This window comes from Streptomyces sp. NRRL F-6492 (assembly GCF_001280125.1).
In the GTDB taxonomy this organism is placed as follows: Bacteria; Actinomycetota; Actinomycetes; order Streptomycetales; family Streptomycetaceae; genus Streptomyces.
This window is the reverse complement of record NZ_LGEG01000247.1, coordinates 1-17,868: the sequence shown is the minus strand read 5'-3', so window position 1 is coordinate 17,868 and position 17,868 is coordinate 1. Positions and strand designations below refer to the sequence as shown.

The 17,868-nt window shown below is 73.5% G+C and carries 17 protein-coding genes; 12 read left to right on the top strand and 5 right to left on the bottom strand.

Going from position 1 to position 17,868, the window contains the following annotated elements; all coding sequences use genetic code 11:
• Window positions 1–120 precede the first annotated feature (120 nt).
• From ADL08_RS27205 to ADL08_RS27160, 10 genes are all read left to right on the top strand, one after another.
• Window positions 121–1,770: a sensor histidine kinase gene (locus ADL08_RS27205; protein WP_063885363.1), complete on the top strand. Its 1,650-nt coding sequence runs from the start codon at window positions 121–123 to the stop codon at window positions 1,768–1,770.
• The gene (locus ADL08_RS27200) at window positions 1,771–2,172 is read left to right on the top strand and encodes a roadblock/LC7 domain-containing protein (protein WP_030690508.1); all 402 of its coding nucleotides are present in this window, start codon (window positions 1,771–1,773) and stop codon (window positions 2,170–2,172) included. It abuts the gene before it with no gap.
• Entirely contained in the window at window positions 2,169–2,522 is a 354-nt protein-coding gene (locus ADL08_RS27195) for a DUF742 domain-containing protein (protein ID WP_053647518.1), read from the top strand. The genes ADL08_RS27200 and ADL08_RS27195 overlap by 4 nt, the downstream gene beginning before the upstream one ends.
• Window positions 2,503–3,126: a GTP-binding protein gene (locus ADL08_RS27190; RefSeq protein ID WP_053647516.1), complete on the top strand. Its 624-nt coding sequence runs from the start codon at window positions 2,503–2,505 to the stop codon at window positions 3,124–3,126. Before ADL08_RS27195 ends, ADL08_RS27190 begins: the two co-directional genes overlap by 20 nt.
• The gene (locus ADL08_RS27185) at window positions 3,123–4,364 is read left to right on the top strand and encodes a cytochrome P450 (RefSeq protein ID WP_053647513.1); all 1,242 of its coding nucleotides are present in this window, start codon (window positions 3,123–3,125) and stop codon (window positions 4,362–4,364) included. The genes ADL08_RS27190 and ADL08_RS27185 overlap by 4 nt, the downstream gene beginning before the upstream one ends.
• Window positions 4,361–5,605 carry a cytochrome P450 family protein gene (locus ADL08_RS27180; RefSeq protein WP_053647512.1) on the top strand — a complete coding sequence of 415 codons (1,245 nt, stop codon included), beginning with the start codon at window positions 4,361–4,363 and terminating at the stop codon, window positions 5,603–5,605. The genes ADL08_RS27185 and ADL08_RS27180 overlap by 4 nt, the downstream gene beginning before the upstream one ends.
• A 169-nt stretch (window positions 5,606–5,774) precedes the next feature.
• Window positions 5,775–6,569, top strand: coding sequence for a hypothetical protein (locus ADL08_RS27175; RefSeq protein ID WP_053647552.1), 795 nt, complete (start codon window positions 5,775–5,777; stop codon window positions 6,567–6,569).
• A gap of 165 nt (window positions 6,570–6,734) precedes the next feature.
• Window positions 6,735–7,817 (top strand): substrate-binding domain-containing protein, encoded by a 1,083-nt coding sequence (locus ADL08_RS27170; RefSeq protein WP_053647510.1) that lies wholly within the window; start codon window positions 6,735–6,737, stop codon window positions 7,815–7,817.
• 57 nt (window positions 7,818–7,874) lie between these two features.
• The gene (locus ADL08_RS27165) at window positions 7,875–8,651 is read left to right on the top strand and encodes an ATP-binding cassette domain-containing protein (protein WP_078968469.1); all 777 of its coding nucleotides are present in this window, start codon (window positions 7,875–7,877) and stop codon (window positions 8,649–8,651) included.
• A complete protein-coding gene (locus ADL08_RS27160) occupies window positions 8,648–9,937 on the top strand; it encodes a sugar ABC transporter permease (RefSeq protein WP_053647506.1) in 1,290 nt (429 codons plus the stop codon). The genes ADL08_RS27165 and ADL08_RS27160 overlap by 4 nt, the downstream gene beginning before the upstream one ends.
• A 108-nt stretch (window positions 9,938–10,045) precedes the next feature.
• Here the strand turns inward: ADL08_RS27160 and ADL08_RS27155 are convergent, their stop codons facing one another.
• A complete protein-coding gene (locus tag ADL08_RS27155; RefSeq protein WP_234352277.1) occupies window positions 10,046–11,707 on the bottom strand; it encodes a BCCT family transporter in 1,662 nt (553 codons plus the stop codon).
• Between the two features lie 202 nt (window positions 11,708–11,909).
• A complete protein-coding gene (locus ADL08_RS27150; RefSeq protein WP_234352276.1) occupies window positions 11,910–12,932 on the bottom strand; it encodes a phosphotransferase in 1,023 nt (340 codons plus the stop codon).
• Window positions 12,933–13,072: 140 nt separating this feature from the next.
• Here ADL08_RS27150 and ADL08_RS27145 point away from each other — a divergent pair, with 140 nt between their 5' ends.
• Together ADL08_RS27145 and ADL08_RS27140 are read left to right on the top strand one after the other, a co-directional pair.
• On the top strand, window positions 13,073–13,744 hold the full coding sequence (locus ADL08_RS27145; protein ID WP_053647504.1) for a GntR family transcriptional regulator: 672 nt from the start codon (window positions 13,073–13,075) through the stop codon (window positions 13,742–13,744).
• A 158-nt stretch (window positions 13,745–13,902) separates the two neighbouring features.
• Window positions 13,903–15,279, top strand: coding sequence for an amidohydrolase (locus ADL08_RS27140; RefSeq protein WP_053647503.1), 1,377 nt, complete (start codon window positions 13,903–13,905; stop codon window positions 15,277–15,279).
• A gap of 19 nt (window positions 15,280–15,298) precedes the next feature.
• On the opposite strand, the gene ADL08_RS27135 is transcribed toward ADL08_RS27140, so the two are convergent.
• From ADL08_RS27135 to ADL08_RS27125, 3 genes are all read right to left on the bottom strand, one after another.
• Window positions 15,299–15,673 carry a VOC family protein gene (locus tag ADL08_RS27135; protein ID WP_053647546.1) on the bottom strand — a complete coding sequence of 125 codons (375 nt, stop codon included), beginning with the start codon at window positions 15,671–15,673 and terminating at the stop codon, window positions 15,299–15,301.
• 294 nt (window positions 15,674–15,967) lie between these two features.
• Entirely contained in the window at window positions 15,968–17,008 is a 1,041-nt protein-coding gene (locus ADL08_RS27130) for an NAD(P)-dependent alcohol dehydrogenase (protein ID WP_053647501.1), read from the bottom strand.
• A gap of 36 nt (window positions 17,009–17,044) precedes the next feature.
• The gene (locus ADL08_RS27125; RefSeq protein WP_053647499.1) at window positions 17,045–17,818 is read right to left on the bottom strand and encodes an SDR family NAD(P)-dependent oxidoreductase; all 774 of its coding nucleotides are present in this window, start codon (window positions 17,816–17,818) and stop codon (window positions 17,045–17,047) included.
• Window positions 17,819–17,868 lie beyond the last annotated feature (50 nt).

Genomic DNA, 17,868 nt, shown 5'->3' with positions numbered 1-17,868 from the left:
ACAGTTGAACCTTTACTTGGTACTGATCTGATCAGGCGAGTTCCTAACTGATCAATCTCGCCTCTATAGTGCCGTCGTTGCGACTCCCTTCCCGCGTGCCCGTTCTCGAGAGTCTGGTTGATGTCGGCGCCGTCCACCCCCTTCCGCCCTGCCCTGCTCGCCTCGTTGCTGACAGCCGCCGCAGGTGGTGCGCTCGCCGCGGCGGCGACCGCCGCGGCGCCGGCCGGGGTCCGTCCCGCGCTCGCCTGGTTCGCCGTCTGCTGCGTCCTGCTGCTCGCCGCCTCGGCCTTCGCCGTCACCTGGTACGGACGCACCTCGCGCGCCCGCGGCCGCCGGGTCGAGACCCTCACCGCCGAACTCACCTCCCGCGAGGCGTACGCCTCGGCGGCCGCGGCCTCCGCCGAGCGGGAGACCGCCGCCCTGAGGGAGCGGTACGCGGCGGACACCGCGGCCGCCGAGGCCGCCCGCGCCGCCCGGACCGAGGACCTGGTCCGCGCCCACGCGGCCGAGACGGCGGAGCTGGCCCGGACCCGGGCCGCCGACGTCGCGCGCCTGGAGGAGAGGCTGCGCCGTGCCGAGTCCGGCCGGTCCGCCGCCATGGCCGCCGCCGCCAACGCGGCCGGCCGCATGCAGGCGCTCGCCACCAGCATGCTGGCCGACCTGCGGGAGATGGAGCACCGGCACGCCGACGAGGACGTGCTGACCGACCTCCTCCACCTCGACCACCGCACCGCCCAGGCGGGCCGGCTCGCCGACTCCATCGCCGTGCTGACCGGAGCGCGCTCCGGCCGCCGCTGGGCCCGCCCGATCGTCATGGAGTCGATCCTGCGCGGCGCCATGGGCCGGATCGGCGGCTACCAGCGGGTGCGGCTGCACTCCAGCAGCGACGCGGCCGTGGCGGGCCACGCCGCCGAGGGCGTCATGCACGCCCTGGCCGAACTCATGGACAACGCCGCCAACTTCTCGCCGCCCACCGCCGAGGTCCACGTCTACGTGGAGGAGGTCCCCGCCGGCGTCATCGTCGCGGTGGAGGACAGCGGCCTGGTGATGAGCGACGTCCAGCTGCGCCGCGCCGAGGCCGCCGTGAGCGCGGAGAACCAGGACCTGGCCGGTCTGTCCGGGACCCGGCTCGGCCTGGCCGTCGTCGGCCGGCTGGCCCGCAAGCACGGTCTGACCGTGTCGTTCCGCCCCTCGGCGCGCGGCGGCACCGGCGCCCTGCTGATGCTGCCGCAGGACCTGATCAGCCACGTCCCGGCGGAGACGCGGGCCGCGCCCGGCGCCGTCCTGCCCCCCGTGTCCGGCCGCGGTCTGTCCGCGCCCGCGCCCGACCGGGCACCGGCCGAGGCCCCGGCGCCCTCCCCCGCCGACGCACGAGTACGGGAGCCCGAGACCGTGCACGAGCCCGACACGGCCCACGACGACGCCGGTGAGGGCACCGGCGAGCACCCGCAGTTCGGCGAGAGCGGCCTGCCGCGCCGCCGTCGCGGCCGGGCGCTCGCCGCCGCCCACCCGGAGGGGCCCGACGAGGCCGCGAAGCCCCGCGCGGCGGCCCCGCGCAGCGGCGCGGCGGCCGGGGCGGCGTCCCGCTTCGGCACCTTCCGCCGGGCGGTCCGCGACGCCGCCGACCGGCCCGACGCCGACACCGAGTCCTCCCCGGCGAAGGACGGCTCCCCCGCCGTCCCGCCCGCCCCGTCCGACCAGGCCGGCCGGACGTCCGCCCCCCGGACGTCGCCGTCCTCGAACTCCCCGCACCCGGAAGGCACCCCGTAAATGACCGGCACCACCACCGACGAGAAGCTCAGCTGGCTCCTGGAGGGCCTGCTGGAACGCACCCCGGGCACCCGACACGCCCTGGTGCTCTCCCGTGACGGCCTCAAGCTCTGCCGTACCCCCGAGCTCTCCGTCGACCAGGCGGACCAGCTCGCCGCGATCGCCGCCGGCATCCAGAGCCTGTCGCACGGTGCGTCCGTGGAGTTCGGCGACGGCACGGGCGGCGTCCGTTCCGCGATGGCCGAGTTCTACGGCGGCATCCTGTTCATCGTGGAGGCCGGCGAGGGCGCCCACCTCGCCCTCGTCGCCGACGAGGACGCCGACGCCGGGCTCGTCGGCCACAACATGTCCGAACTGGTCGAGCAACTGGGCGAGTACCTGGTCGCGAGGCCCCGGGGATGAGCCGATCCAGGCCGGGCAGGGACGATTCCCCCGACCGGCTCTACACCCTGACCGGCGGCCGCAGCCGTGCCGGGTCCGACGCCTTCGACCTGGTGACCCTCGTGGTCGCCGAGAGCGACCCGGCCCCCGGCATGCAGTCCGAGCACGCCGCGATCCTGCGCATGTGCCGCTTCCCCACGGCGGTGGTGGAGGTGGCGGCCGGTCTCGGCCTGCCGGTGTCGATCACCCGGATCCTGCTGGCCGACCTCCACGACACCGGCCGGATCAGCGCACGGCACCCCCGCGCGTCGTACCGCCTTCCCGATCACGACATCCTGGAGCAGGTGCTCGTTGGACTCCGTAACCTCTGAACAGCGCCAGACCCTGCACAGCACCGCCGACAACGGACTGAAGATCGTCGTCGTCGGCGGTTTCGGCGTCGGCAAGACCACCCTGGTGCGCTCGGTCAGCGAGATCCGTCCGCTGAACACCGAGGAGACCATGACGCAGGCGGGCGAGGGCGTCGACGACACCGTCGGCGTCGCCGCGAAGACGGCCACCACCGTGGCCTTCGACTTCGGCAGGATCTCGCTGGACGCCCACAACATCCTCTATCTGTTCGGGGCGCCCGGCCAGGAGCGGTTCTGGTTCCTCTGGGACCGGCTGTTCTCCGGGACGCTCGGCGCGGTCGTGCTCGTCGACACGCGCCGGCTCGCCGACTCCTGGTACGCGATCGACCGCCTGGAGCACCACGGCACGCCGTTCGTCGTCGCCTGCAACGACTTCGGCGGCCCCGCCCACACCGCCGGACAGATCCGCGAGGCCCTCGACCTCTCCGACGGGGTCCCGCTGGTCTTCTGCGACGCCCGGTCGCGCGAGTCCAGCAAGCAGGTCCTGATCACGCTCGTCGAGCACCTGCAGTCCGTCGTCGCCCAGGACCCGACACCGCAGCCCATCCCGGAGCCCGCCCCGTGACCTGCCCCGTGCCCCACTCCGAGCCCCGGCCCGTCCCGCTGGGCGGACCCCGGTTCCAGACCGACCCCACCGAGCTGTACCGGCAGATGCGCCGCGAGCACGGGGCGGTCGCCCCGGTCGTCCTGGACGGGGACGTGCCCGCCTGGCTGGTCCTCGGCTACCGCGAACTGCACCAGGTCACCAGCGACCCGGTGCTCTTCTCGCGCGACTCCGACCTGTGGAACCAGTGGGACCACATCCCGGCGGACTGGCCCCTGCTGCCCATGATCGGCCGCAAGCAGCCGTCCATCCTCTACACCGTCGGCGAGCGGCACCGCGAGCGCGCGGACGTCGTCTCCGGCGCCCTGGAGGCGATCGACCCGTTCGTCCTGAGGCAGCGCGCCGAGCGGTTCGCCGACGAGCTGATCGACACGCTGTGCGGCAAGGGCTCCTGCGACCTCATCGCCGAGTACGCGATGCTGCTGCCGGTCCGGGTCCTCGCCAGCGTCTACGGCTTCGCCGACGAGCAGGGCCCCGGGCTCGTCAAGGCCATGAACGACATGATCAACGGCCAGGAGGGCGCCCTGGAGGGCCAGCGCCACCTGGGCGAGTCGATGTTCGGGCTGCTCACCGCCAAGGCGGAGGCGCCGGGCGACGACGTCGCCTCGCGGATGCTCGGCAACACGGCCGGCTTCACGGTCGAGGAGATCGCCCAGGACCTCATGGTGATGATGGCCGCCGGCCACCAGCCCACCGCCGACTGGATCGGCAACTCGCTGCGCCTCATGCTCACCGACGACCGGTTCGCGGCCTCGCTGTCCGGCGGCCGGCACAGCGTCGGCGAGGCGATGAACGAGGTCCTCTGGGAGGACACCCCCACCCAGAACGTCGCCGGGCGGTGGGCCTCGCGCGACACCCACCTCGGCGGGCGCCGGATCGGCGGCGGGGACCTGCTGCTGCTCGGCCTGGCCGCCGCCAACTCCGACCCGCACGTGCGGGCCGACTCCGGCGCGCTCACCGGCGGCAACAACGCCTACCTGTCCTTCGGGCACGGCGAGCACCGCTGCCCGTTCCCCGCGCAGGAGGTCGCCGAGACCATCGCCCGGACGGGCATCGAGGTGCTGCTCGACCGGTTGCCTGACGTGGACCTCGCGGTGGCCCCGCAGGACCTCGCCCGCCGCCCCTCCCCCTGGCTGCGCGGCCTGACCGCGCTTCCCGTGACCTACACCCCGACCCCCGCCCTTGGAGCCCTAGGATGAGCTGCCCGTACGACCACACCGCCGCGTCCGGCACCGGCGTCATCGACCTGGACCCGTTCGTCACCGACCTCGACGGCGAGAGCGCCCGGCTGCGCGCCGCGGGACCGCTCGCCCGGGTCGTCCTGCCGGGCGGGGTGCCCTGCTTCGCCGTCACCCACCACGCGGAGGCCCGGAAGCTGCTCACGGACCCCCGGCTGGTCAAGGACATCGACGTCTGGGGCGCCTGGCAGCGCGGTGAGATACCGCTGGACTGGCCGCTGATCGGTCTTGCCAACCCCGGCAAGTCGATGCTGACCGTGGACGGCGAGGAGCACCGGCGGCTGCGCGGCCTGGTCGCGCAGGCGCTGACCGCGCGCCGGGTGGAGCGGCTGCGCGCCGGCATCGAGGCCCTGACCACGGAGATGCTGGACCGGCTGGCCGAGCGCCCCGCGGGCGAGACGGTGGACCTGAAGGCGGAGTTCGCGTACCCGCTGCCGATGAACGTGGTCTGCGAGCTGATGGGCGTCGACCAGGCCGACCAGCCGCGGATGAAGGAGCTGTTCGACAAGTTCTTCTCGACGCAGACCCCGCCCGAGGAGGTGCCGCGGATGATGGCGGACCTGGGCGCCCTGTTCGGGGGGATCGTGGCGGGCAAGAAGGAGGCGCCCGGCGACGACCTCACGAGCGCGCTGATCGAGGCGTCGGAGGACGGCGACCGGCTCACCACGGAGGAGATCACCAACACCCTCCAGCTGATGGTGGCCGCCGGTCACGAGACGACCATCAGCCTGATCGTGAACGCCGTGGTCGCCCTGAGCACCCACCCCGAGCAGCGCGACCTGGTGCTCAAGGGCGAGGTGCCGTGGGAGAACGTGATCGAGGAGACCCTGCGCTGGTCGACGCCGACCTCGCACGTCCTGATCCGGTTCGCCGCCGAGGACATCGAGGTCGGCGACCGGGTCCTGCCCAAGGGCGAGGGGCTGATCGTGTCGTTCGGCGCGATCGGCCGGGACGAGACGCAGTTCGGTCCGACGGCGGGCGACTTCGACGTGACCCGCACGCCGAACCGGCACATCTCCTTCGGTCACGGTCCGCACGTCTGCCCGGGTGCGGCGCTGTCCCGCCTGGAGGCCTCGGTGGCGCTGCCCGCGCTGTACGCGCGCTTCCCCGAGCTGCGGCTGGCCGTGCCGCGCGAGGAGCTGCGCAACAAGCCGGTCGTCACCCAGAACGACCTCTTCGACCTGCCGGTCGTCCTGGCCTGACGGCCGGCGCGTGCGCGCCTCCCGGACCACGGGCCCGGTCCTCCGGCGGTGTGCACGGAGGACCGGGCCCGTTTCTGAGTAGCCGTACTCATGCCGGGGCCCGGCTCCGGCGGAACCATGGCCGCGGGGCGTGCACCCGTTCTCGTGCACCGGTCCGGAGGGGGACGGCATGGGCAAGGTCGTGGGCGCGTTCGTGGTGGCGGGACTCGCGGTCGGGGCGCTGGTGCTGGCGTACGCGGTGGGGGCGCCGCCCGGGACGGTGCTCGCCGTCGGGGCGGGCGTCCTCGGGCTGCTCTGGCTCCTGCTGCTCCTGACGGCGCCGTGGAACCTGTACTTCCGGGCGCACGCGGTCCTCGCCGAGATCGCGGTCAGCCGCGAGAGGGGCCTCGTGGTCTCCGGGGAGCGGGACGCGGAGGCGGGGCGGATCGCGCGCGTGATGCTGCGGGTGGCCGTCGCCGGGCACGTGGCGACGGCGGCCGCCGTGCTCGCCGTCGCCGTCGCGACCGGCCGGGAGGCGGTGTACTGGTGCGCCGGGTTCTTCCTGCTGAGCACGGCCTTCCGGCCGGCCGGCGCGTACTTCGGGCAACTGCGCGGCAGGCTGGGCACGTTGCTCAGGGAGGTGACGTACCCGAGGGACGACGTGGTGGCGCTGCGGGAGCGGGTCGCCGCGCTCGAAGCGGGTGCCGCGGTGCTCCAGGACAAGGCGGAGGAGCAGTACCGGGCCCTGGCGGAGCTGCGCGGGACCGTGGACGCGGTCGGGCTCTCCGCGCACGAGCGCGCCGAGCGGACCGACCGGGGCGTCGCGGCCCTGGCCCGCGAGTTCGAGGCGACGGTGAACCGGCTCACCGACAACGAGGAGATCATCACCGGTCTGAAGGCGTTCCTGCGGCTGCTGCGGGCCACCGACCTGACCGCCGGCCCCGCCTCCGGTCCCGTCTCCGGTCCCGGCGGCTCCCCCGTCTGACCGGCCGCCGGACCGTGCTCGCGGGCGGCCGGGTCGCCGCGGGCGCCGCCCCACCCGCTTGCCGGTCACCGGGTTGCGGCTAATGTCGATATGTAGGCCATGTGTGCCCCCGGTGTTCCCGCGCTCACGAGGTGCGGGAGGAGGGGCGTACGGAAGGAGCCTTCCATGAGCCGTACATTGCGCGGCGCGATCGCCCTCGCCGGAGCCGCTGCCCTCTCCCTGGGCACGGTGGCGACGACTGGAGCGGCACAGCCGGCCGCGGCGCAGGACGAGGTCAGGATCGGGCTGCTGCTCCCGGAGAGCAAGACGACCCGGTACGAGAAGTTCGACCGCCCCTACATCGAGGCGAAGATCAAGGAGCTGGCGCCCGGCGCGCAGATCGACTACTACAACGCCGCCGAGAGCGCCACCACCCAGCAGCAGCAGGTGAACACGGCGCTCGCCAAGGGCGACAAGGTGCTGATCCTGGACGCCGTGGACGCCAAGTCGATCCAGTCCTCCGTGCAGAAGGCCCACGACGCGGGCGTCAAGGTCGTGGCGTACGACCGCCTCGCGCAGGGCCCGGTCGACGCGTACGTCTCGTACGACAACCGCAAGGTGGGCGAGCTCCAGGGCAGGGCGCTCCTGGACGCGCTCGGCGACAAGGCGGGCAGCGGCGAGATCGTGATGCACAACGGGTCCCCGACGGACCCGAACGCCGCCGAGTTCAAGGCCGGCGCGCACGCGGTCCTGGACGGCAAGGTGAAGATCGGCAAGGAGTACGACACGCCGAACTGGGACCCGAACAACGCCAACCAGCAGATGTCCGGTGCCATCAGCGCGCTGGGCAAGGACAGGATCGTCGGCGTCTACTCGGCCAACGACGGGCTGGCCGCCGGCATCGCCACCGCCCTGAAGGCGGCGGGCATGAACGTGCCGCTGACCGGCCAGGACGCGCAGCTCGACGCCATCCAGCGGATCCTGCTCGGCACGCAGACCATCACGGTCGAGAAGCCGTACAAGCCGGAGGCGGACATCGCCGCCACCATGGCCGTCAACCTGGCCGAGGGCAAGCCGATCCCGTCCGACCTGACCCCCACCACCGTCACCAGCGGCAGTGGCCAGAAGGTCCCCGCCTCGCTGCTGACGCCGGTCGTGGTCGACAAGTCCAACATCAAGGACACCGTCGTCAAGGACGGCCTCTACACGGTGCGGGAGATCTGCACCCCGACCTACGCGGCCGCCTGCAAGGAGGCCGGTCTCCAGTAGTCGCGAGTCGTTCCGCTCCCCACACGGGCGGGCGGACGGACGGAGGAGGCGGTTCCCTTGCCGGAGCCAGCCGTGCTCACCCTGCGGGGGGTCTCCAAGCGGTTCGGCGCGGTCCAGGCCCTGAAGGACTTCGACCTGGAGGTCCGTCCGGGCGAGGTCGTCGCGCTCGTCGGCGACAACGGCGCCGGCAAGTCCACCGCCGTCAAGGCGATCGCCGGGGTGAACCCGCCCGACGAGGGCGTCATCGCGTGGGAGGGGCGGCCGGTCTCCCTCACCCGGCCCCACGACGCCCAGGACCTCGGGATCGCGACCGTCTACCAGGACCTCGCCCTGTGCGACAACCTGGACGTGGTCGCCAACCTGTTCCTCGGCCGCGAGCTGCGCAGGTTCGGGGTCCTGGACGAGGTCCGCATGGACCGGCGGGCGCGCGAGCTGCTCGACACGCTGTCGATCCGCATCCCGAGCGTCCGCATCCCCGTGGCGTCCCTCTCCGGCGGGCAACGCCAGACGGTGGCGATCGCCCGTTCGCTGATCGGCGACCCCAAGGTCGTGATCCTGGACGAGCCCACCGCCGCCCTGGGGGTGGAGCAGACCGCCGAGGTCCTCGACCTGGTGGAGCGGCTCCGCGACCGGGGCCTGGGGACGATCCTGATCAGCCACAACATGGTGGACGTGATGGCGGTCGCCGACCGGATCGCCGTGATGCGCCTCGGCCGGAACAACGGCTTCTTCGACCGGCGCTCGACGACCACCGAGGAGATCGTCTCCGCCATCACGGGCGCCACCGACAGCGCCGTCACCCGGCGCCGGGACCGCAAGCGGGAGGAGTCGTGAAACGGGACCGGGACCGCCCCTCCGAAGACGTCGACAGGGCCTCCCAGGAACCGGCCTCCGGCGCCGTGCCCGCCGTGGACACCCGCCTCCTGGTCCGCGAAGAGGGCGTCAGGGGGTACCTCGGGGAGTTCCGGCGCAAGCTGCGCGGCGGGGAGCTGGGGTCCCTGCCCGTCGTCCTCGCCGTGATCATCATCTGGACGGTGTTCGGCAGCCTGGACAGCACGTTCCTCTCCGCCCAGAACCTCTCCGACCTCAGCCAGCAGATCGTCGGCACCGGCATGATCGCGGTCGGGATCGTCTTCGTCCTGCTGCTCGGCGAGATCGACCTCTCGGTCGGCTCGGTGAGCGGTCTGTGCGCCGCGGTCTTCGCCGTGCTCAACGTCCTGAACGGCATGAACGAGTGGCTGGCGCTCCTGGTCGCCGTGGCGGGCGGCGCGGCCGTCGGGCTGATCCACGGGTTCTTCTTCGCGAAGGTGGGCGTGCCGGCCTTCGTCGTCACCCTGGCGGGCAACCTCGCCTGGAACGGGCTGATGCTCCAGATCCTGGGCACGAGCGGCACGGTCAACATCCCGGCCGAGAGCGTCGTCGCCGAGCTGTACTCGACCGTCTTCCACAGCCCGGTCGCCGCCTACGCGACCGCGGCCGTCGGGGTCGGGCTCTTCCTGGCGGCCTCGCTGCTGGACGCCCGGCGGCGGCGGACGGCCGGGGTGCCGTCCCGGCCGGTAGCCGAGATCGCGCTGCGCGCGCTCCTCCTCGCGGCGCTCGCGTTCGCCGCCGCGTACGTCCTCAACCGGTACCAGGGGCTGCCGCTGGCGCTCCTGGTCTTCCTGGTCCTGCTGGTGGTCCTGGACTTCGTGCTGCGGCGCACCACGTACGGCCGGCGGGTCTTCGCGGTGGGCGGCAACGTCGAGGGCGCGCGCCGGGCGGGCATCGGCGTGGCGTTCGTCCGGATGACGGTGTTCTCGATCGCCGGGACCATGGCGGCGATCGGCGGTCTCTTCCTCGCCGGGCAGATCCAGTCCGCGAGCCAGACCTCCGGCGGCGGCAACCTGCTGATGAACGTGATCGCCGCGGCCGTCATCGGCGGCACGAGCCTGTTCGGCGGGCGCGGTTCGGTCTGGTCGGCGCTGCTCGGCGCCCTGGTGATCGGGTCGATCCAGTCGGGCATGAACATCATGGGAGTCAGCAACGCCGTCCAGTTCATGATCACGGGGTCGGTGCTGCTGGCCGCCGTGGTCGTCGACTCGCTGTCGCGCAGGAGCCAGAAGGCCGCGGGCCGCGCCTGACCTCCGGCTCCCGGCTTCCGGCTTCCGGCTTCCGGCTTCCGGCTTCCGGCTCCTGTCTACCGGCCCCCGACTCCCGGCCCCCCGTCCTCCGGCGGCGACCGCCCTCCGTCAGCGGCCGTCCTGCTCCGGCTCGCCGGGCCCGATCCGCAGCTCGAAGTCCCCGGAGTACTTCTCGTGTCCGGCGATCACGGCGAGTTCGACGGCCTCCTCCCCCATCTCGCCGCGGACGATGAGCGGGTCCTTGCGCAGGTCCCGCATGAGCGCCACGCACATCCCGATCATGACGAGCACGAACGGCGCGGCCACCAGGATGGTGAGGTTCTGCAGGCCCGCGAGCGCGTCGCCCTGACCATCGCCGATGAGGAGCATGATCGCGGCGACCGCGCCGGTCACCACGCCCCAGAAGACCACCACGGGCCGGGTGGGCTCGAAGGAGCCGCGCTGCGAGAGCGTCCCCATGACGATGGAGGCGGCGTCCGCGCCGGACACGAAGAAGATCCCGACGAGGACCATCACGAGGAGGCTCATGGCTCCGGCGATCGGGAACTCCTGGAGGACGCCGAAGAGCTGTCCCTCGGGAGTGCTCTCGGCGGCCAGTTCGCCCTGCTCGCTGAGCTTCATCGCCGTTCCGCCGAAGACGGCGAACCAGATCAGGCTGACGGTGCTGGGGACCAGGATGACTCCGCCGACGAACTGCCGGACGGTCCGGCCCCGGCTGATGCGGGCGATGAACATGCCGACGAAGGGCGTCCAGGAGATCCACCACGCCCAGTAGAAGACGGTCCAGCTGCCGAGCCACGCGTGGATGTCGTCACCGCTGGTCGCCTCGGTGCGGCCGGCCAGCTGCGGCAGGTCGCCGATGTAGGCGGCGATCGAGGTGGGCAGCAGGTCGAGCACGATGATGGTGGGGCCCGCCACGAAGACGAAGACGGCGAGGATCGCCGCGAGCACCATGTTGATGTTGGAGAGCCACTGGATGCCCTTCTCCACGCCGGAGACGGCGGAGAGGACGAAGGCCACGGTGAGGACCGCGATGATGGCGACGAGCAGCCCGGTGCCGGTCTTCTCCATCCAGTTCAGCTCCTCGAAGCCGCTGCCGATCTGGAGCGCGCCGAGGCCGAGGGAGGCGGCGGAGCCGAAGAGGGTGGCGAAGATGGCCAGGATGTCGATGACCCGGCCGGGACCGCCGTACGCCCGCTTCTCGCCCATCAGCGGGACGAAGACGGCGCTGATGGTCTGGCGGCGGCCGCGCCGGAAGCTGGAGTAGGCGATGGCGAGGCCGACGACGGCGTAGATCGCCCACGGGTGGAGCGTCCAGTGGAAGAGCGTGGTGGCCATGGCGGTCTGCATCCGCTCGGCCGAGTCGACGGGGTGGGTGCCGGGCGGCGGGGTGCCGTAGTGGGCGAGCGGTTCGCTCACGCCGTAGAACATCAGGCCGATGCCCATGCCGGCGCTGAACATCATGGCGATCCATGACACGGTCCGGAACTCGGGGCCCTCCTCCTCCCTGCCGAGGGTGATCCGGCCGTAGCGGCTGATGGCGAGCCACAGCGCGAAGACGACGAACCCGGAGGCGGCGAGCATGAACGCCCAGCCGCCGTCGCGGATCAGCCCGTCGAGGAGGGAGTTGGAGACGTCCTCCAGGCTCTCGGTGGCCGTGGCTCCCCAGACGACGAAGGCCACGGTGAGGACGGCGGTGACCCCGAACACGATCCGGTCGGTACGGGCGTGGTGGCGGCGGTCGGAGCGGATGAGGAGGGTGGGCAGCACCGGCAGCCCCCGGCTCCTCGCCCGTGCGGCGCCTTTCCGGCGGCCTTCCGGCCTCTCTTCTTCCTGCGACACGGGCGGCACCTTTCACGGCATTACGGGACAAACATCACGATGTCTCCGTAAGGCAGTACCACAGGCGCGGCTCGACCCGGTGGACCAACACAACAGGCCCTCGGGCCCCCTCCTTCCCGGGTCGGCGCCCTCAGGCCGCCGCGTCCTCGAACACCGTGGTCGCGCTGAAGAGTTCCCCCAGCCAGTGGGCGCTCGCCTCGGCGCAGCCGGTGGTCGGGGTGCTGGGGAAGAGGCGGAACCACGACGCGGCCCGGCCGAGGGCGGCGAGGCGGGTGGCGAGCGCTGCGGCCCGGCGCAGCTCCGGGAGGGACGGCCCCAGGTCGGTCCAGGGCTCCAGATAGGCGTCGCGCAGACGCGCCACGGGCCCGGGGCCGTACCGTTCGAGGACGGCGCGGGCGGGGACGAGGAGGCTGCCGAAGGGATGGCCGACGGCGGCGTCGCCCCAGTCGAAGAAGGTGAAGCGGCCGGGGGCGGGGGCGAGGACCTGGCCGTCGTGCAGGTCGCAGTGGTCGAGCGAGTCCGGAACGCCGTACTCGTCGAGCTCCGCGCACCAGTCGAGCAGACGGGGGCGCCCGGCCGCCAGGTCGCGGCGGGCGGCCGGGTCCAGGGTGGGGTTGTCCGCGACGAGGCCGTCGAAGAGGGCGGGCAGCCGGGCGGTGCGGGCGTCAGGCACGCCGAGCGCGGTCATGCGGTCCGCGTGCGGGGTCAGCGCCCGCTGCATGCGCGCGTACTGGGCGAGGGCCCGCGCCCAGGAGTCCGGTCCCGCGTCGCCCGCGTCCAGGACGTGCCGGAAGAGGGGCCCGCCGTCGGGGAGCAGCGACCAGGCCCGTTCGGCGTCGACCGCCAGCGGGGTCACGACGTGGCCGGGCACCCACCGCGCGAGGGCGTCGCCGAGGGGGGCCTCGAAGGCGTTGTCCGGCGCGCCCGCCTTGAACCAGACCGCGTCGCGCTCGCCGGGCCCGGTGCGAAGGCGCACGAGGATCGACCAGGGGCGGACCCTGACCTCACGGGTCCCGGTCTCGCGCAGACCGTGCCGGTGGAGCGCCCGCTCCGCCCACGCGAGGGCGGCCGCGCGCCAGTCCTCTTCCTCCCAGGGGGTGACGGCGTCCGCGAACCGCCCCCGGTCGACGGTCATCGGCTTCGCGGACGTCACGGGTGTCTCCTGTCGCATCGGCCGATCCCATCACCGGGGCGGGCCGCGCGCACGTGAATATCCAGGTCGTCCGGGGTCCGGCGTATCCTCGCCCCGGACGCGCCCGACGGGGGGCCGCGGGGACGGAAGGGGCGGACGGGGTGGCGGACAAGGCGGCGGACCCGGGCAGGGCCGGTGCGGCCTCCCTCAGCGCACGAGCGCGGGAGGCCGTCCTCCGGCGGATCGTCGACCGGCGGTACGAGCAGGGCGCCCGTCTGGTGGAGCGGGAGGTCGCCGAGGAGCTCGGCATGTCCCGCGTGCCGGTGCGCGAGGCGCTGCGCGCCCTGGTCGCCGAAGGGCTCCTGGAGCTGCTCCCGCACAGCGGCGTCCGCGTGCGCCGGCTGGAGCGCGCCGACGTGGAGCACCTGTACGAGGTGTGGGAACCGCTCGCGGTCCAGGCGTCGCGGCTCGCGGCGCGGACCGTGGCGGCGGACGGCGTCGGGGGGCTGGCCGTTCTGGAGGCGGCCCTGCGCCGGGCCGAGTCGGCCGCGGCGGCGGACGAGGGGGCCCGTGAGGTGGCGGCGCACACGGCGTTCCACGAGGAGGTCGTGGCGCTGTCGGGCAATCCGCTGCTCGTCCGCACGATGGAGCAGTTGAGCTGGCAGCTGCGGCTGCTGTTCGGGCTGCGCGAGGAGCCCGCGCACATGCGGGCGCAGCACGCCGAGATGTACCGGCACATCGCCGCCGGCGACCCGGAGGCGGCGGCCGCGAGCACGCTGCTGCACGTGCGCGACAGCAGGTCCGTCGCGCTGCGCTCACTCTTCGGCGCCTGAAGCATTTGTATACCAGCCCCACCGGAAGCGCCTACCTCTTGCGCGTCAGCACTTCTGCAACCCGGCTTTTCGGGATCTCTCGATCACCCTCCTTGTTCACTCCCGGCGGCTTGGTATACAAAAAAGGGAGCTGACGCCCCACCGCCGAAGGAGCCCCCATGCAGCCGTCCCCGTCTTCCCCCGGCGCGCTCTCCCGCCGCACGATGCTGGCCGGGGCCGCCGCTCTGGCCGGGGCCACGGCCTCGGCGGCCGCGACGGCCGTTCCGGCCCGGGCCGCCACCGCCGGCACCACCGCCGCCGGGGGCGCGGCCGGGGCCGCCGAAGCCGCCGCTCCCCACACCGCGGGACGCCGCGCGAAGGCCGTGGTCTTCCGCGACGTGCGCCCGTTCGGCGCGGCGAGGTCCACGGACCTGGTGGTCGTCGACGGCCGGATCTCGGCCGGCCCGGCGCCGCGCGGCGCGAAGGTCGTCGAGGGCGGCGGCCGCATCGCCCTGCCGTCCCTCGTGGACGCGCACATCCACCCCGACAAGACGACCTGGGGCGGCTCCTGGGTGTCGCGCAAGCCGGCGGACGGCATCGCGGACTACGTGGCCCAGGACGTGGAGCTGTTCCGTGCCCAGCGCCGTCCCGTCGCGGAACGCGCGTACGGGCTGATGAGCCACGCCGTCGCCCGGGGCACCCGGGCGATGCGGGCCCACGCCGACGTGGCCCCGGCCTACGGTCTGGCGGGCGCGGAGGGCGTCGCGGAGGCGCGCGAGCGGCTGCGCCACGCCCTCGACGTCCAGATCGTGGCCTTCCCGCAGCACGGCGTCGTCCGCACACCGGGCACGGCGGCGCTCCTGGAGCGCGCGGCGCGCGAGGGCCTCGTGGACATGATCGGCGGCATCGACCCGATCGGTTTCGACCGCGCCCTCGACGAGCAGCTCGACCTCGTCTTCGGCATCGCGGACCGGCACGGCGTGGGCGTGGACATCCACCTCCACGACCGCGGGGAGACGGGCCTGAAGGCCATGCGCGGCATCATCGACCGCACCCGCGCCCTCTCCCTCGCCGGCAAGGTCACCGTCAGCCACGTCTTCTGCCTGCCCGGCCTGTCGGACCGCGAACTGGGCTCCGTCGCGGCGGACCTGGGCGAGCAGGACATCGCCCTCACCACGGTCGCGCCGTCCGACTCCCTGGTGCTGCCGATCGCCCGGCTGCGCGAGCACGGGGTGCGGGTCGGCCTCGGCTCGGACGGCGTGCGCGACTCCTGGAGCCCGTTCGGCGACGCCGACATGCTGCACCGCGCGCACATCCTCGGCTGGGTGACGGACGTGCGGCTCGACGACGAACTGGCGGAGTGCTACCGGGTCGCGACCCACGGCGGCGCGGACGTCATGGGACTCGCGCACGCCGACCTCGCACCGGGCGCGCCGGCCGACTTCGTCCTCGTGCGGGGCGAGTGCCTGCCGCAGGTGGTCGTCGACATGCCCCGCCGGGACGTGGTCGTCCACGGCGGGGTGGTCGTGGCGCGCGACGGGGAGTTCCTCGACTGAGCCCGGCGGCGCGCGGTTCCTACAGGTACGGGCGGGTGATCAGTTCCATCGCGTGGCCGGCGGGGTCCTTGAAGTAGACCCCGCGGCCGCCGTGTTCGGTGTTCGTCTCGCCCGGCCGCCGCATCTGCGGGTCGGCCCAGTGCTCGACGCCCTGCGCGCACAGGCGCCCGTACGCCCGCTCGAACAGCTCGTCGTCGACGAGGAACGCGTAGTGCTGCATCTGGATCTCCACCGGGGGCTCGGCGAACTGGATCAGTACGCCGTCGGGGAGCTGGACGTTGACGAACGGGCCCCAGGAGGGCGCTTCGGGCAGTTCGAGGAGCTCCCGGAAGAAACGCGCCGACTCGTGCCGGTCCTTGGCCGCGACGATGGTGTGGTTGAACGTGACTGACATGTGGATGACCTCGCTCTTGTTCGACAGGGGAAGGGACACGCGGTGCTCGCGCACCGGGGGGTCCTCGTGTCGAACGGAGGGGATGCGTCGTCCGCATCCGCCGAGCCGTCAGTCGTCCACCGGGTCGCCCGTCCGTGTGTGGCGTATAGCCGGTCCGGTGTTCACGTCGCAGGACGTTACGTGATCGGCACGGGCCGGGGCAAGGCCGTTCGAGGGGATCGGGCGCGCACTCAGGGGAGTTGGGCACGCGCGCCCGTCCTCCGCCGTCCGGACCGAACCCGGCGGGCGGGGCGGTCAGCCGTTCGGCAGGATGACCGCGCGTCCGTCGACGCGTCCCTCGTGCAGCCGCTCGTAGGCCTTCGGCGCGTCGTCCAGGGCGTAGGTCTCCACGTGGACGTCGACGGCGCCGGCGCGGGCCAGGTCGAGCACCTCGATGAGCTCGGCCCGGGTGCCCCAGTACGGGGAGGCCACGGAGACCTCGTACGCCGGGGAGCCGAAGCCGACGGGCAGGGCGCCGCCGCCGATGCCGACGATCGTGACGTCGCCCTCGACCGCGGCCATCGCGCCGGCCGAGGTCACCGTGGGCTGCGCCCCCACGAAGTCGAGGACGACCTCGGCGCCCCGGCCGCCGGTCAGTTCGCGGACCGCGGCGGCCGCCGACGCGTCGGAGAGCACGGCCTCGTGCGCGCCGACGGCGCGGGCGAGGGCCAGCTTCTCCTCGGTGACGTCCAGGGCGACGACCCGGGCCGCGGTCATGGCGCGCAGCAGCTGGATGGCGACGTGGCCGAGCCCGCCCGTGCCGATGACGACGGCGGTGCTGCCGGGCACGAGCTTCGGCAGGGACCGCTTGACGGCGTGGTACGGGGTGAGGCCCGCGTCCGTGAGCGGCGCGGCCCGCACGGGGTCGAGGCCGCCGAGCGGGACGAGGTGACGGGGGCTGTCGACGACCATGTACTCGGCGATGGCGCCGGGGGCGCCGAGGCCGGGCGGCCTGATACCCAGCTCCGCGGCCCGCGGGCAGTAGTTCTCCTTGCCCTGCGCGCACATGAAGCAGGCGCCGCAGCCCCAGGGGCCGTAGACGGCGACCTGGTCGCCGACGGCGAACCCCTCGGCGCCCGCGCCCAGCGCCTCGACGGTGCCGACGCCCTCGTGCCCGAGGGTAAGGGGCAGCGGGAAGGGCAACTGGTCGGCGGGCCGGCTCATGACGGCGATGTCGGAGTGGCAGACGCCGGCGGCGGTGACCCTGAGGAGCACCTGGCCGGGGCCGGGCTCCGGGTCGGGGACGGTGACGACCTCGGGCGGGGCGCCCACCGCGCGGTACTGGAGTGCCTTCATGACGGTGTGTCCTCTGCTCTCGCTCTTTCCGGTGGCTCAGCGGGCGGCGTAGGCGCCGTCGACGAGGTGGTAGCTGCCGTGCACGAACGACGCCCGCTCCGAGAGGAGGAACGCGACGAGCTCGGCGACCTCCTCCGCACGGCCCAGACGGCCCGCGGGGTGCAGGGCGACGAGGGCGTCGTACGCCTCCCGGCCGATTCCGGCGAGGAGGGGTGTGTCGATGTAGCCGGGGCCGACGGCGTTGATACGTACCCCCCGGGAGGCGTATTCGAGTGCCGCCGTCTTGGTGAGGCCGACGACGCCGTGCTTGGCCGCGACGTAGGCGGCGCTGCCGGCGGAACCGTTGGTGCCGAGGATGGAGGACATGTTCACGACGGCGCCGCCGCCGGAGGCGACGACGGCCGGGAGCTCGTGGCGCAGGGAGTGGAAGACGCCGTCGAGGTTGGTGGAGACGACGCGCCGCCACTCCTCGGCGGGGGTCTCGCCGATCGGGACGCGGGCGCCGGCGACGCCCGCGTTGTTGACCGCGAGGTGCAGGCCGCCGAAGGCGGCGACGGTGGCCTCGACGCCCTCGCGGACGGAGGCGTCGTCGGTGACGTCCATGCGTACGGCGAGGGCGCGGGCGCCCTGTCCGGTCAGCTCGGCGACCGCGGCGGCCGCCTTCTCGGCGTCGAAGTCGGCGACGGCCACGGCGGCGCCGCCGCGGGCGAGGCGGTGGGCGACGGCGAGGCCGATGCCGGAGGCGCCGCCGGTGACGAGAGCGGTCCGGTCGGCGAACTCCCGGGGGTCGGGGGTGAAGGGGTGGGTCATGGGGGGGGTCCTCTGGGGTGTGCGTGGTCCGGTCGGGGTCGGCCTTCGAC